This window comes from Streptomyces sp. NPDC051315 (assembly GCF_044455165.1).
In the GTDB taxonomy this organism is placed as follows: Bacteria; Actinomycetota; Actinomycetes; order Streptomycetales; family Streptomycetaceae; genus Streptomyces.
Genome location: NZ_JBITEN010000016.1, coordinates 170413 through 183399, shown reverse-complemented (window position 1 = coordinate 183399; position 12987 = coordinate 170413). Strand labels below are relative to the sequence as shown.

The window sequence follows — 12987 nt, the reverse complement described above, 5'->3', positions numbered from 1 at the left end:
GGACTCCACGCTGCCCGGCTTCGACCCGGGGGGCTGGGTGGGCCCACCGGGCATCGAGGCGAGGGCAGAGGAGAGGTACGCGCAGCGGGTCACCGGTGAGCGCCGGGCTGTTGCCGAGGAAGAGGGCATCCGTCCGCACTGTCCCTCCTCGCCTCCTCCGCCTGCACAGAAATGCTGGATATCGGTGACATCCGAGGGCTGATTTGTTCCGGAGGTCGGACATTCCGCTCGTGGCGCTCCGCAGACCGATCCCGGTCACCGAACGCGCCACCGACCCTGTCACTTTCACGGGAACCTGCAAAGGGGATAATTCCATCCGGGGAACGCCTTATCCAGGGGGAAGATTTCTACCCCCCTCTTGGCGGCCGAGCGATGCCACACTGACGTCATGACCGGCGACGCGCATCTGAATGAGCTGGGAGAATTCCTCAAGGCGCGGAGGGCCGAGTTGACCCCCCGCGCCGTCGGTCTGCCCGACACCGCCGGCCGACGGGTACCCGGCCTGCGCAGGGAAGAAGTCGCCCTGCTCGCCACCATCAGCACCGACTACTACACACGGCTGGAGCAGGGCCGCATCCAACCGTCCGCGTCAGTGCTGGCCGCTCTCGCCCATGTGCTGCACATGTCCGATCACCAGCGTGACCACTTGTTCGAGCTGGGCGGCCGGCAACGGACACGACACCGCCGTCCGGCCGCACAGGAGGCGCATCCGCAGTTGCGCCGCCTGCTCGACGATCTCACTCTGAGTCCTGGCTTGGTGATCGGCCGCCGTATGGACATCCTGGCGTGGAATCCGCTCGCCGTCGCTCTGTTCACCGATTTCGCGAAGGTGCCGGAAGGCAGGCGGAACTACGTCCGCATCCTCTTCACCGATCCCTCCATGCGGACGCTCCACGCGGACTGGCGGGCCGTCGCCCGTGACTGCGTGTCCCATCTGCGCATGGAGGCCGCCAAACACCCCGGCGATCCTCAGTTGATCAGCTTGGTCGGCGAACTCTCCATGGAGGACACGGAATTCGGTCAATGGTGGGGAAGTCGTCGTGCGCCGTCGCGCAGGGCGGCCGTCAAGAGGTTCCACCATCCCCTCGTGGGCCAACTCGTCCTGGACTGGGACACCCTCGTCTGCGGCGGCGATCCCGATCAGGAACTCGTCGTCTGGACGGCGGAGCCGGGCACGCCGTCGTACGACGGACTGCGCGCCCTCGCCTCGCGAGCCACCGGTCGGCCCGGCGGGCTCACGGCCGGTCAGCCCGGCTGCTACGACGGTCTCACCGGCTCCGCCGATTCGCGAAGAACAGACGAGAGACCTGGGAGAAAAACCTCCCCCTTACAGTCCGACTGAATACTGTGACACTCGCTGCCATGTACGCCAAGGTGCAAATGCTTGAACTGGGAGAATTCCTCAAGGTGTGCCGGGCCCAGCTCAGCCCGCGGACCGTCGGTCTGCCCGAGTCCGGGACGCCCCGGCGAGTTCCCGGGCTGCGCCGTGAGGAGGTCGCTCAACTCGTGGGGATCAGCACCCACGCCTACGCGCGGTTGGAACAGGGGCGCGCCCCCGTGTCGAGGTCGGTGCTCGCCACGCTCGCCCGCGTCCTGCATCTCGACGACGTCCAGCGCGACCACCTGTTCGAGCTGGCGGCGAGGGGCACGTGCGAACCGCGCCGTCGACCGGTACAGAAGGTTCACCCACAGCTCAGACGCATCCTGGACGAGCTGACCACGACCCCCGCACTCGTCCTCGGACGGCGCCTCGACATCCTCGCCTGGAATCCCCTGGCGGCCGCTCTGCTCACCGACTTCGACAACGTGCCCGCCAAGAAGCGCAACTACGCGCGGCTGATGTTCACCGACCCCGCCTTCCGAGAGCTCTGCCTCGACTGGAGGACGAACGCCCGCACCTGCGTCGCCCATCTGCGCATGGAGGCCGCCCGGCACCCCGGCGACCCCGGACTGACCGCGCTCGTCGGCGAGTTGTCCGTCGCCGACGCCGACTTCCGGCAGTGGTGGGCAGGACGCCAGATGAACGGCCGACGGATGGGCACCAAGAGGCTGCGCCACCCGATCGTCGGCGACCTCACCCTCGACTGGGACAGCCTGACCTGCACCGCCGATCCCACACAGAAGCTGGTGATCGCGACCGCCGATCCCGGTACTCCGTCCCACGACGGGCTTCTGTTCCTGGCGTCGTGGACCGCGGAACCGGACCAGCCCGCACAGGATGCGGCAGTCTGACGACAACCTGAGCGACTTGCACCTCGAGGGAGCCCGGGCCGACGAGAGAGCCGCCCTGGTCGAGGGGGCACTGCCCCGCCAGGTAAGCCGTTCGGCCCGTCTCCACCACGGTGATGTGGTGGTAGCCCGGCGTCTCATGCAATTGATCGGGGTTGATGCGGCTGATCTTCGCTGTCATGCCGCGAGTCTGACCACGCCGCCCCGACACGCACCGAGATTTGCCTTACCGCGCGACCGTCCGACGCGGCGCGAGGTAAAAGAACAAGCTCAGTACCTGTTCGAACAGAGGCCGCGTCGAGCGGCGGGGTCCGTTCATTTAGAGTGATCCGCATGGACATGCGGAGAATCGTCGCAGTGCTGGCTGAGGAAGCTGAACAGCAGATCCAAGGTCAGGTGTGGAAACTGGAGCCGAGCGACCGCGCACTCGCCCTTGAGACCGAGGCCCGCCTGCGCGACGCTGTCGGCCCGCAGGACGTCCAGGAGGCATTGCCGCAGATCAAGCGGCTCGAACACCTGCGCGAAACCCTCGCCGTTCTGGCCATCTCCCTCGCGCGCACTCACGGCCGCCTGGCCTGGTTCCTCTCCGGCGCTCTCAACGCCCTCGAACCGGTCCTGCGCTGGCGCGCTCTGCCATCTGACGGCGGCGGCACCTTCGGCACCATCCTCCCGAGCCCTGGTGAATACACGGAGGCGGAAGATGCCGTCCGCCGACTCCAGGGCGCCCTCGCGCAGATCACCGCCGAGACGGTTGACCTCGGCAGCGCTCGCCCAAATCAGCAAGCAAACGACGCCTGAATTCCTGCCTCAGTCCTGGAGCTGCGCGTTTGTCCAGCCTGATTCGAACGGTGCTGGTTGCCGGTTGCCCGGTGAAACCGTTGTGGGGCTGCGAGAATTGGGCGGGCTTGGGGCCTGGTGACCTCTTGGTGGCACTGCTGACCGTCAGTGCCGAGAGGATCGGTCGCGGTGGGTCTCGCGGGAGGCCGACTGTCTGCTCCTGCGTGAGTTTCGACGGGTGATACGCCTGGTCATCAGGGTGATCGCGGCCCAGGTGATGAGCGGTTCTGAGTGCTGGATGAGCCGTTCGTAGTCGCGCGCGTGTCTACGGGCACGCATGACCCAGGCATGGGAACGTTCGACGACCCAGCGCCGGGGCAGGACGACGAACCCGGGGACGTTCTTCGGCCTGCTGACGGTTTTGATCGTCAGGTTCAGGAAGGTCTTCGCCCAGTCGGCGAGCTGTCCGGCATAGGCGGAGTCGGCCCAGACGATGGTGATCTCGGGGTGCATCAGTCGCAGCCGGAACAGCACTTCCTTGGCCGCGTTGCGGTCGGTCATGTCGGCCGGGGTGACCACGAACAGCGGCAGGTCCTTGGTGTCCACGACCAGGTGTGCCGCTTGCGGCCGTTGATCTTCTTGCCGGCGTCGTTGCCGCGGGAATCCTTGCCGACGGTGTCGGCGGGCTTGATCGACTGGGAATCGATGACGGTGGCCACCGCCCCTGGCGCCCGGCCCATCTCGCGGCGGATCCGCATGCGGAGATGGTCACGAATCTGGCCGACGACGCCGCGGGCGGCCCAGCGGGCCATGAACCCGTACACGTGCGCCAGGGCGGGAAGTCCTTGGGCGAGGCCCGCCACGCAACCCGTGTCCACGACGTAGCGGATCGCGTCCACGATCTCCCGGCGGGGGTGCTTCTCTGGACGGCCGCCGGCCGGGGTCTCGCAGGCCGGAACCGGCAGCAGTGGTTCGATCAGCACCCACTCGTCGTCCCAGGTGTCGGAGGGGTAGCAAGGCCTGCGTGGCAATGTTCCTCCGTCAGAGACGGGGCGGGCCCGGTCGCGAAGCGGCCGGGCCCGCCGATCAGGCGTCGGCATCGGTGTAGTCGGCGATGACGTCGAGCGTGGACTCGACCGAGTTGAGCTGGGTGTTCAAGTGCTTGACCCACCGGCCTTCGGGAGGGAGGGCAGTATGCGGGGCGACGGTTCCGGTGATGAACCGCCGGATCTGGGTGAGCTTGTCCCGGAGAATCACGACCTCGTATGCATGGAGCTTGGCGGGGTCGGCGCAGAACTTGTAGCCGTCCTTCAGGTTCCAGATCAGCGGCGGCCAGCCGCGTTCGGTGATGATGTCCCGCAGGCAGGCAAGCCCCGCGCGGGTCTGGTGGGCCGAGAGTTCGCTGGATCTGACCAGTTCACGTGGTCACCGACGCTCAGGTCCGTGTCGGTACCCGCGCCGATCCGGTCCACGACGCCGGCGGCCTCCATGCCGGGAACGAACGGCAGCCGGGCCTCCGGGGACCGGGCGGGTCCGCTGCGCTGGAGGGCGTCGACCGCGTTGACGGTCGCGGCGCGCACCCGTATGCGCACCTCCCCCGGCCTCGCATCCGGGACAGGCAGCTCAAGGACCTGAAGCACCTCCGGGCCACCGAATTCCGTGATACCTACAGCCTTCACGCGAAGCACCTCGTTGTCTGACACGCGGTCGTTGAGGCGCCCGACCTTTCCGTCTCGCGTCCGCCTGGACAAGGGGAAACATCTTGGCGGGGATACGGTCATAGGGGGACACATCTCTCCCCCTATGCGTGACATCACGCCGCCGGTCAGCCCTTGTGGGCGCGCGCACAGACGGATCAGGTCGCCGCGTCGGACGCCGTCCTCTTGTGGTCGGCGGCCCAGGAAGCGAGGAGGCGCAGTCCGTGGTGGGAGGGGGTGCCGGGTTCGGCGTTCCACACGATGATGTGCTGGTCGGGGTCCGTGCCGCAGGTGAGCGTGTTCCAGTCGAGCGTCAGCTCACCCACCACCGGGTGGCGCAGCTTCTTGACGCCCTGGCCCCGCATCGCAACGTCGTGTTCGGTCCACCATTGCCGGAACTGCCCGTCACGGGCGGAGAGTTCCTCGACCAGGGCGGTGAGGGGCTGGTCGTCGGGGTAGCGCGCGCTCTCCATGCGCAGTTGGGCGATGGCCAGTCGCGTGACCTCTTCCCAGTCAACGTACAGATCGCGCATCCAGGGTTCGGTGAACAGCAGCCGGACGAACACGCGCTCCTGCTCGGGGTAGCGCCCGAAATCGGTCCACAGGGCGGCGGCGAGCTGATTCCAGCCGAGGATGTCGGTGCACCGGCCGATGACGAAGGCCGGGGAGGCGGTGAGATCGTTCAGCATGCGCTGCAGCTGCGGGTCCACCTGCTGGCGCTCGCGGTACGTGGACGGGCGCACCTTCTCCTTCGCCGCGAGGTCGAAGAGGTAGGTGCGCTGGTCGTCGTTCAGTCGCAGGGCCTGGGCTATCTCGTCGAGGAGGGGAGTCGACGCCTGGAGCCGACCCTGCTCGATCCGTGTGTAGTACTCGGTGCTGATCGCGGCGAGGAGTGCCACTTCCTCACGGCGCAGACCCTTCACACGCCGCCGTGGCCCGCCGCGGAGGCCGACCTCGGAGGGGGTGAGCTCGGCCCGACGGGCCTTGAGGAACTCACCCAGCTCGTTCAGACGCGGGTTGCGGTTCATGGCCCTCAGCCTGGCACAAACGCCGCGTCGTGTGAGGGGGACAGATCCTTCCCCTGTCTGATCCTGCGACGGGGCCGGTTGCCCAGAGCGCGAGCGCCACCGGGCCACCGGGCCACCGGGCCACCGGGCCACCGGCGTGAGCCTTCAGGGTCGTCAGCTCAGTGCCTTGATCAGTTCCTGGGCCAGGGGGACGGCCGAGTACGGGTTCTGTCCGGTGAACAGGGTGCGGTCGACCTGGACGTGCGGGGTGAACGGGTCGGCCTCACGGTAGTCGGCCTTGAGTTCGCCCACGAGGCGGTCCTGCAGCAGCCACTTCGCGCGGTCCGCGAGACCGTTCTGCTTCTCCTCGGCGTTGGACAGGCCGGTCAGGCGGTAGCCGGCGTACGGGGAGGTCCCGTCGGGCCCGATGGTCGCCAGCAGTGCGGCGGGGCCGTGGCACACCAGGGACACCGGTTTGCCCGAGGCGAGCCAGTCGGTGAGCAGCTTGCCGGAGGCGGCGTCCTCGGGTAGGTCCTCCATGGGACCCCAGCCGCCGGGGTAGAAGACGGCCACGTAGTCGTCGATGCCCACGTCCTCGATGCGCATCGGGTGCGCCAGCTCGGTCGCCTCCCGCAGCGCGGTCCGCATGCGCTCCGCGCCTTCCTCGCCGTTGTTGAAGTCGGGAGTGAGGCTGAGGGCGTCCGCCGTGGGCGGCACCCCGCCCGGTGTCGCGGCCGCGATCTCGTATCCGGCCTCCTTGAAGACCTGGTACGGGCCGAGGGCCTCCTCGGCCCAGAAGCCGGCGGGCTGGCGGGTTCCGTCGGCCAGCGTCCAGTGGTCGGACGCGGTGATCACGAAGAGGATCTTCGCCACGGGGAGCTCCTGATGAGAGGAAGGGTCAGCCCTTGAAGGCTTCCTGGAGGACGTGGCTGTCGGCGGCCTGCCGCATTTCCACGGCCTTGCCGTCACGGACGGTCCACATGTGGATGAACCGGACGTCGGCCTTGTTCCCGGTCTTGGTCTCGGCGTGATAGTGCCCGTAGACGAAGACATGGCCGGTCTCGTCCGCGTAGAACCCCTCGGGCACCGCGGCGAAGGACTCGTAGTTCGGCATCGTCTTGCCGAAGAAGTCCGTGGCCACGCTGCCCCAGCCGTGGTAGACACCGCTGTTCGGGAAGCCGGGGGTGATGTCCCAGACGAAGTCCGCAGCCATCACCTCCTTGGTGACCTCGGGTGCCATTCGGAACTCGTAGACCCGGCGGACGAGGGCGAGGCTCGGGGAATCGGACATGGCGTGCTCCTTGCAGGGGGGTGGATGAAGCGGGAAAAGGTCCTGTGATCAGGCGGCGAGGGCGGTTCGCCCCGCGCGGAAGATCGCGGCCTGGCGTGCGACGCGCGCGCCCAGGTGTTCCGCGGTGGCGATGTCCGACGTGTGGACCGCCTCGGGGCCGGCGTCGGTCGGGCTCTGGGCGCCGACGCCCAGGAAGAAGCCCAGCCGGTTGATGTCGTCCTCGCTGCCCTTGGTGGAATCCCGGCCCGGCAGCAGACCCAGACTGATCCAGTGCATGCCATGCTGGGCGGCCAGAGTGGCGAAGTAACCCAGGGTGGATGACTTGTCGCCGCTCTTGGCGCCGGAGTTGGTGAAGCCCGCGGCGAGCTTGTCCACCCAGGCATGCGGGAACCAGCGCTTGCTGCTGGCCTGGGCGAAGGTGTGGAAGGCCGCAGAGGCGGTGCCCATGTACGTGGCGGAACCGAAGATGATCGCGTCGGCGGCGTCCAGCTGTGCCCACTGCTCGTCGGTGATTGTGTCGACGGAGATCGAGACGACCTCGGCGCCGGCTCCGGCAGCACCACGCGCCACGGCGTCGGCGATGACGGCCGTGTGGCCGTAACCCGAATGAAAGGCGATGGCGACGGTGGGCCGGCCGGGATGGGACATGGTGATCGTGCTCCTCGAATGATTTTTCTGCGGGACCGGCTCTCCGGGCGTTTCCCCTGCGGTTCGTTCACTAAAGGACGGCGAAGAACTTCACCATTTTGGTGATCGCCTGGTCCATGTACTCGGGAACGTCGTACATGGCGATGTGCGTCGCGCCGTCGACGACGAACAGTTCCTTCGGGCCCCTGGAAAGCTCGTACGCCTGGTCGCTGAACACCTTGGTGTCCGCCTTGCTCCCCGCGACGAGGAGTATCGGCTGGGTCAGCAGTTCCGGAATCTGGCCGAATGCCGAGAAGGCGTACATCTTGTCCATGCTGGTCAGCAGGAAACGCCCCTTCGAATTGGGATGCTGGCCACGCGGAGTCCGGTAGTAGTCGTATCCCTCACGAAGGAGGTCCGGCGTGTTGTCGTCGATCTCTTCCAGCGCCTCCGGGACGAACGGAGCGTAGACAGGCGCTGCTCCCTTCGCCTCCGCCGTGCGCTGCTGAGCCACCATTTCCAGGGTTTTGATCTGCTCGGACACCGGAGACAGGTGCCCCAGGAAGCCTCTGGAGCCTTCGCCCATCGGAGCTGCGCTGACGGTGGCCACCGCCTTGAAGCGGCGTTCGGTCTGCGCCACGCTGATCACGTAACCGCCGCCGGCGCAGATGCCGAAGACGCCCATCCGCTCGGTGTCGACGTACGGGAGAGTGGTGAGGAAGTCCGCCGCGCAGCGGGCGTCCTCTACTCTGGTCGTCGGGTCCTCCAGAAGACGCGGTTCGCCGCCGCTTTCTCCCTGATAGGAGGAGTCGTAGACCACGGTGACGAATCCGTGGGCGGCCAGCCGCTTCGCGTACTGGCCGACGGTCTGTTCCTTCACGCCGCCGGCCGGATGAATTCCGACGAGAGCCGGGTACTTCTCTCCTTCGTCGAATTCGTCCGGCAGGTGAAGGTGTCCCGCGATTTCTACTGCCTTGTTCCTGAATGAAACAGTCTCGACCATTGCGCCTGTCCCTTTGTCGCCCTCGATCCGCCGACCGACGATCCGCACACCATGATTCGCCGGCGCCGAGATCATGTCCACTCACGATGGGGGGAAGAAACTGTCCTCTGGATATGATTTACCGGGCAGGCCATTCCTCGGGCGGGTTCCAGGGTCCATAAGTGGTGGGTGCGGTGCCGGGCAGCGCGGTCGGGTGGGCCGGTCGGCGGCCGAGGCACGCAGCCCTGCGAGGACCAGAGGGTCGATCTCCTTCAGCTCCTCGGCCAGTCGGTTCAGCCAGGCGAGAGCCTGTTCTTCCTCCTCTTCGGAGAGGTATTCCTCCGGGCCGTCCGGCTCGCTGAGAAGCTCTGAGGCGGTGACGCAGCTGCCGTACCGGTGAAGGACGTCGAGCCACACATCGACACTCGAGTTGGCGAACCATGCCTCCCCGTGCGGCACAACGAAGAAGACCGCCCCGGTCTCCGGCTGGACGCCGAACGATGACCGCTCGGTCGGCTCATCGGGGTCCGCCTGCTCGGTGAGACGGTAGAGCGGCCGGCGGGACGGGAACAGGACCGGATCGGCCTCGCTCTGAATCGCTACTCGCTCGATGAGGCGTGGAGCTACCGGGATGCCCACCTCGACGAGCTGTATCTTCATGAAGTCCGGGATCCGCCAGCCGGCCACAACGTCCCGTCTGGCTCGCGTGACATGGCCGCGACCGGCCCACTCAGTCAGCTGGTCATAGGTCGCCATGGCACGATCCTCTTCGGCTGGCTGCGGTTCTGACCCTATCGAGCCGGCCTCTGCTCAGAGCGCGACCGCACTTGCGGGACAACCCTTAGTTCGGTTAACGAGCAGTGTTGGGGAAGCCGCTCGTAGTCCCTCGCGTTACGACGGGCGTTCATGATCCATCCCCGTGTGTGTTCGACGCGCCAGCGGCCTGGGAGGACGACGAAGTCCTTGGGTCACTGGACGGGGCTCTGCCGCTGAGGCATGGGTCACGTCCGGAGGGTGAGCCGCGTCGCATCGGAGCCGATGAGACTTGCTATGCAACGAGTTGCATAGCACGATCGGTGTCATGGCGCTCGAGCACGCGATCCTGGTGTCGCTCTTGGAGAAGCCGGGATCCGGCTATGAGCTGGCCCGGCGATTCGAGCGGTCCATCGGCTACTTCTGGACCGCGACCCACCAGCAGATCTACCGCGTGCTCAAGCGCATGGAGAACGATGGTTGGGTCGACGTCCGGGATGTCGCGCAGCAGGGCCGGCCGGACAAGAAGGAGTACTCCGTCGCCGACCTCGGCCGGGCCGCGCTGTCCTCGTGGCTGCACGATCCGATCGAGCCCGAGAGCGTCCGCCACGACCTGGCGGTGAAGATCCGCGGTGCCGCCTTCGACGACCCGGCCGCCCTGATCCGCGAGGTGGAGCGGCACCGGCGGGCGCACCTTGACCGGCTGGCGCACTATCTCGCGGGCGAGGAGCGGGACTTCACTGGGCCCGAGGCGAGCGCGGCCGCTCCCGAGGCGCCGCTCGACGCGGAGCGAGAGCTCCAGCACGCCGTTCTGCGCGGCGGCATCGCGTACGAGCGGATGATGATCGACTGGCTGGACGACGTGCTCACCACGCTGGCCCGCTTCGGCCCGAGCCGCTGATTACTGCCGCACCCGCCGACGACTCCTCTCCCCTCGGCTCCTCCAGCCGCCGAACCTTCCGATTGCCGTCCGTCCATCAGCCGAAAGGGGTCCTCACCATGGCTGACCAACTGCTCTTCAACCCGCGCACTTACGACCCCGCGCACTTCGACCTCGAGACACGCCGCTTGCTGCGTGCCGCCGTCGACTGGTTCGAGGAGCGCGGGAAGCGGCAGCTGATAGAGGACTACCGGACCCGTGCGTGGCTCGGTGACTTCCTCGCCTTCGCCGCCAAGGAGAATCTGTTCGCCACCTTCCTGACGCCGTCGTCCGCCGCCGGGGAGGGGGAGCCGGACAAGCGGTGGGACACCGCCCGTATCGCCGCGCTCAACGAGATCTTCGGCTTCTACGGCCTGGACTACTGGTACGCCTGGCAGGTCACCATCCTTGGCCTCGGCCCGGTCTGGCAGAGCGACAACGCGGCCGCGCGAGCCCGTGCCGCGGAACTCCTCGCCCAGGGAGAGGTGTTCGCGTTCGGCCTGTCCGAGAAGGCCCACGGCGCCGACATCTACTCCACCGACATGCTGCTCGAGCCCGACGGCAACGGCGGCTTCCGCGCCACCGGCTCCAAGTACTACATCGGCAACGGCAACGCCGCCGGACTTGTCTCCGTCTTCGGCCGCCGTACCGACGTCGAGGGCCCCGACGGCTACGTGTTCTTCGCCGCCGAGAGCCGTCACCCGGCCTACCACCTGGTCAAGAACGTCGTCGACTCGTCGAAGTTCGTCAGCGAGTTCCGCCTGGAGGACTACCCCGTAACGGCCGAGGACGTCCTGCACACCGGACGCGCCGCCTTCGATGCCGCCCTCAACACGGTCAACGTCGGTAAGTTCAACCTGTGCACCGCCTCGATCGGCATCTGCGAACACGCGATGTACGAGGCCGTCACCCACGCCCACAACCGCATCCTCTACGGCCGCCCCGTCACCGCCTTCCCGCACGTGCGGCGGGAGCTGACCGACGCATACGTCAGGCTCGTCGGCATGAAGCTGTTCAGCGACCGCGCCGTCGACTACTTCCGCTCCGCCGGCCCCGACGACCGCCGCTACCTGCTCTTCAACCCGATGACGAAGATGAAGGTGACCACGGAGGGCGAGAAGGTCATCGACCTGATGTGGGACGTCATCGCGGCCAAGGGCTTCGAGAAGGACAACTACTTCGGCCAGGCAGCCGTGGAGATCCGCAGTCTGCCGAAGCTGGAGGGCACGGTCCACGTCAACCTCGCACTGATCCTGAAGTTCATGCGCAACCACCTCCTCGACCCGGCCGAGTACCCCAGCGTGCCCACCCGCCTCGACGCGGCCGACGACGACTTCCTGTTCCGCCAAGGGCCGGCCCGCGGCCTCGGCTCCGTGCGCTTCCACGACTGGCGCCCGGCCTTCGAGGCGTACGCGCATCTGCCCAACGTCGCTCGCCTGCGGGAACAGGCCGACGCGCTCTGCGAGTTCGTCGCCACAGCCGCCCCCGACGCGGAGCAGAGCCGCGACCTCGACCTCGTCCTCGCGATCGGCCAGCTCTTCGCGCTCGTCGTGCACGGGCAGCTCGTCCTGGAGCAGGCCGGCCTGACCGGACTCGACGAGGACGTACTCGACGAACTCTTCGCCGTCCTCGTACGCGACTTCTCCGGGCACGCCATCGAACTGCACGGCAAGGACTCGGCGACCGAACAGCAGCAGGAGTGGGCGCTGAGCTCGGTCCGGCGGCCGGTCGTCGACAAGGCGCGCACGGACCGAGTCTGGCAGCGGGTCGAGGCGCTGTCCGGCGCGTACGAGATGGCCCCGTAGTCGGGCCGTACGCATCACCGGTGGCTGGGCCGCGCAGGTGCCCGGCCACCGGTCGCTCAGAGCCCCGCTCAATGGCCCTGACCGGCTGATTTGGCGCGGTACTACGACGACCCGACGGTGCAGACACCGATCCGCCGCGGCAGGTTGCGCCGTCGTCCATCGCCTGCACGCCTCCCCCTGCGCACGATCGCCCGTACCGGACGCCGTCCGGCGCACCGCGGCCGATCTCCGGTCCCGCGTGTCCGTCAAGCAGCGTGGACGAAAGACACCGCCCGGCGGTCCGGGAAGCCGGGCTCAGCCGCCGTGCCGCACCCGGGCCGCCTTGCGGGCCTCCGCGAGCCTGCGGGCCTCGCTGCTCTTGCGGAACGACCTGCCACCGGAGCCGCTCTTCACGTCCTTGGCGCTGTCCAGGCCGCGGAACGGAGCGTTGTGGTTCTAGGGGGGCTACGGCCGACCCCCGTCGAGAGGCTCCCCGGAGGGTGCCTTGGCGCCGGTGATCCGGCTCAGCTCCGCCTCGCCGGACCGCACTCGGTGACCTTGGGAGCGACGTCTGCGTCCGCCATGACCTGGCTGCGGTTTCATCGCATCAAAGGCTCCCTCACCGCCGACGCCGTGGCCCGCGCGCTGGAGCGCGGGCTGCGCGAAGCCGCCCCGCACACCCGCGTGACCCGACTCGCCCTGGCCGACGGAGGAGAGGGCAGCGTCACCGCCGTCTGCGCGGGCCGCTTCCGCGCGGAGACGATCACCGTCACCGGACCCACCGGGCAGCCCGTGACGGCGCCCGTCGCGGTCGACGGCCGTACCGTCCTCGTCGAAGCCGCGGCCGTCTGCGGCCTCGGCGTCCTGCCGGGCGGCCGCAAGGCGGAGCAGGCCCGCGCCACCGTCGGTGGTGGCGACCCC

15 protein-coding genes and 3 pseudogenes are annotated in these 12987 nt (G+C 67.9%); 6 read left to right on the top strand and 12 right to left on the bottom strand.

Annotation, left to right across the window (positions count from 1 at the left end; translation table 11 throughout):
- Positions 1 to 388 precede the first annotated feature (388 nt).
- Together ACIBBD_RS28290 and ACIBBD_RS28285 are read left to right on the top strand one after the other, a co-directional pair.
- On the top strand, positions 389 to 1342 hold the full coding sequence (locus ACIBBD_RS28290) for a helix-turn-helix domain-containing protein (protein WP_399422397.1): 954 nt from the start codon (positions 389 to 391) through the stop codon (positions 1340 to 1342).
- Between the two features lie 20 nt (positions 1343 to 1362).
- Positions 1363 to 2232: a helix-turn-helix domain-containing protein gene (locus ACIBBD_RS28285; protein ID WP_399422396.1), complete on the top strand. Its 870-nt coding sequence runs from the start codon at positions 1363 to 1365 to the stop codon at positions 2230 to 2232.
- Between the two features lies 1 nt (position 2233).
- Here ACIBBD_RS28285 and ACIBBD_RS28280 read toward each other — a convergent pair.
- A pseudogene (locus ACIBBD_RS28280) lies at positions 2234 to 2410 on the bottom strand (RidA family protein); the annotation flags it as partial.
- Between the two features lie 152 nt (positions 2411 to 2562).
- Between ACIBBD_RS28280 and ACIBBD_RS28275 the strand changes: the two are divergent.
- The gene (locus tag ACIBBD_RS28275) at positions 2563 to 3027 is read left to right on the top strand and encodes a hypothetical protein (RefSeq protein ID WP_399422395.1); all 465 of its coding nucleotides are present in this window, start codon (positions 2563 to 2565) and stop codon (positions 3025 to 3027) included.
- Positions 3028 to 3171: 144 nt separating this feature from the next.
- Here the strand turns inward: ACIBBD_RS28275 and ACIBBD_RS28270 are convergent, their stop codons facing one another.
- The 11 genes and pseudogenes from ACIBBD_RS28270 to ACIBBD_RS28220 all read right to left on the bottom strand — a co-directional run.
- The gene (locus ACIBBD_RS28270) at positions 3172 to 3612 is read right to left on the bottom strand and encodes a transposase (RefSeq protein WP_399422394.1); all 441 of its coding nucleotides are present in this window, start codon (positions 3610 to 3612) and stop codon (positions 3172 to 3174) included.
- Positions 3564 to 4037 carry a transposase gene (locus ACIBBD_RS28265; protein ID WP_399422393.1) on the bottom strand — a complete coding sequence of 158 codons (474 nt, stop codon included), beginning with the start codon at positions 4035 to 4037 and terminating at the stop codon, positions 3564 to 3566. The genes ACIBBD_RS28270 and ACIBBD_RS28265 overlap by 49 nt, the downstream gene beginning before the upstream one ends.
- A 55-nt stretch (positions 4038 to 4092) precedes the next feature.
- A complete protein-coding gene (locus ACIBBD_RS28260) occupies positions 4093 to 4263 on the bottom strand; it encodes a hypothetical protein (RefSeq protein ID WP_399422392.1) in 171 nt (56 codons plus the stop codon).
- Between the two features lie 65 nt (positions 4264 to 4328).
- Positions 4329 to 4787 carry an alcohol dehydrogenase catalytic domain-containing protein gene (locus ACIBBD_RS28255; RefSeq protein ID WP_399422391.1) on the bottom strand — a complete coding sequence of 153 codons (459 nt, stop codon included), beginning with the start codon at positions 4785 to 4787 and terminating at the stop codon, positions 4329 to 4331.
- Between the two features lie 74 nt (positions 4788 to 4861).
- A complete protein-coding gene (locus tag ACIBBD_RS28250) occupies positions 4862 to 5731 on the bottom strand; it encodes a helix-turn-helix domain-containing protein (RefSeq protein WP_399422390.1) in 870 nt (289 codons plus the stop codon).
- A gap of 153 nt (positions 5732 to 5884) precedes the next feature.
- On the bottom strand, positions 5885 to 6583 hold the full coding sequence (locus ACIBBD_RS28245; RefSeq protein ID WP_399422389.1) for a type 1 glutamine amidotransferase domain-containing protein: 699 nt from the start codon (positions 6581 to 6583) through the stop codon (positions 5885 to 5887).
- A gap of 25 nt (positions 6584 to 6608) precedes the next feature.
- Positions 6609 to 7001 (bottom strand): nuclear transport factor 2 family protein, encoded by a 393-nt coding sequence (locus ACIBBD_RS28240; RefSeq protein WP_399422388.1) that lies wholly within the window; start codon positions 6999 to 7001, stop codon positions 6609 to 6611.
- Positions 7002 to 7049: 48 nt separating this feature from the next.
- Positions 7050 to 7649, bottom strand: coding sequence for a flavodoxin family protein (locus ACIBBD_RS28235; RefSeq protein ID WP_399422387.1), 600 nt, complete (start codon positions 7647 to 7649; stop codon positions 7050 to 7052).
- Between the two features lie 70 nt (positions 7650 to 7719).
- Positions 7720 to 8706 (bottom strand): alpha/beta hydrolase, encoded by a 987-nt coding sequence (locus ACIBBD_RS28230; RefSeq protein WP_399422386.1) that lies wholly within the window; start codon positions 8704 to 8706, stop codon positions 7720 to 7722.
- A gap of 6 nt (positions 8707 to 8712) precedes the next feature.
- Positions 8713 to 9366 carry an SUKH-4 family immunity protein gene (locus ACIBBD_RS28225; protein ID WP_399422385.1) on the bottom strand — a complete coding sequence of 218 codons (654 nt, stop codon included), beginning with the start codon at positions 9364 to 9366 and terminating at the stop codon, positions 8713 to 8715.
- A 104-nt stretch (positions 9367 to 9470) separates the two neighbouring features.
- Positions 9471 to 9578 (bottom strand): annotated as a pseudogene (locus ACIBBD_RS28220) (IS5/IS1182 family transposase); the annotation flags it as partial.
- A 113-nt stretch (positions 9579 to 9691) separates the two neighbouring features.
- Between ACIBBD_RS28220 and ACIBBD_RS28215 the strand changes: the two are divergent.
- The 3 genes and pseudogenes from ACIBBD_RS28215 to ACIBBD_RS28205 all read left to right on the top strand — a co-directional run.
- The gene (locus tag ACIBBD_RS28215; RefSeq protein WP_399422384.1) at positions 9692 to 10264 is read left to right on the top strand and encodes a PadR family transcriptional regulator; all 573 of its coding nucleotides are present in this window, start codon (positions 9692 to 9694) and stop codon (positions 10262 to 10264) included.
- Positions 10265 to 10362: 98 nt separating this feature from the next.
- Positions 10363 to 12087, top strand: coding sequence for an acyl-CoA dehydrogenase family protein (locus tag ACIBBD_RS28210; RefSeq protein ID WP_399422383.1), 1725 nt, complete (start codon positions 10363 to 10365; stop codon positions 12085 to 12087).
- A 561-nt stretch (positions 12088 to 12648) separates the two neighbouring features.
- Positions 12649 to 12924 (top strand): annotated as a pseudogene (locus tag ACIBBD_RS28205) (glycerate kinase); the annotation flags it as partial.
- Positions 12925 to 12987: the final 63 nt, after the last annotated feature.

Coding starts and splice junctions, on each gene's coding strand:
- ACIBBD_RS28250 (WP_399422390.1), bottom strand. CDS start 5,731: ATGAACCGCAACCCGCGTCTGAACGAGCTGGGTGAGTTCCTCAAGGCC.
- ACIBBD_RS28215 (WP_399422384.1), top strand. CDS start 9,692: ATGGCGCTCGAGCACGCGATCCTGGTGTCGCTCTTGGAGAAGCCGGGA.
- ACIBBD_RS28275 (WP_399422395.1), top strand. CDS start 2,563: ATGGACATGCGGAGAATCGTCGCAGTGCTGGCTGAGGAAGCTGAACAG.
- ACIBBD_RS28285 (WP_399422396.1), top strand. CDS start 1,363: ATGTACGCCAAGGTGCAAATGCTTGAACTGGGAGAATTCCTCAAGGTG.
- ACIBBD_RS28230 (WP_399422386.1), bottom strand. CDS start 8,706: ATGATCTCGGCGCCGGCGAATCATGGTGTGCGGATCGTCGGTCGGCGG.
- ACIBBD_RS28240 (WP_399422388.1), bottom strand. CDS start 7,001: ATGTCCGATTCCCCGAGCCTCGCCCTCGTCCGCCGGGTCTACGAGTTC.
- ACIBBD_RS28235 (WP_399422387.1), bottom strand. CDS start 7,649: ATGTCCCATCCCGGCCGGCCCACCGTCGCCATCGCCTTTCATTCGGGT.
- ACIBBD_RS28255 (WP_399422391.1), bottom strand. CDS start 4,787: ATGACCGTATCCCCGCCAAGATGTTTCCCCTTGTCCAGGCGGACGCGA.
- ACIBBD_RS28225 (WP_399422385.1), bottom strand. CDS start 9,366: ATGGCGACCTATGACCAGCTGACTGAGTGGGCCGGTCGCGGCCATGTC.
- ACIBBD_RS28290 (WP_399422397.1), top strand. CDS start 389: ATGACCGGCGACGCGCATCTGAATGAGCTGGGAGAATTCCTCAAGGCG.
- ACIBBD_RS28210 (WP_399422383.1), top strand. CDS start 10,363: ATGGCTGACCAACTGCTCTTCAACCCGCGCACTTACGACCCCGCGCAC.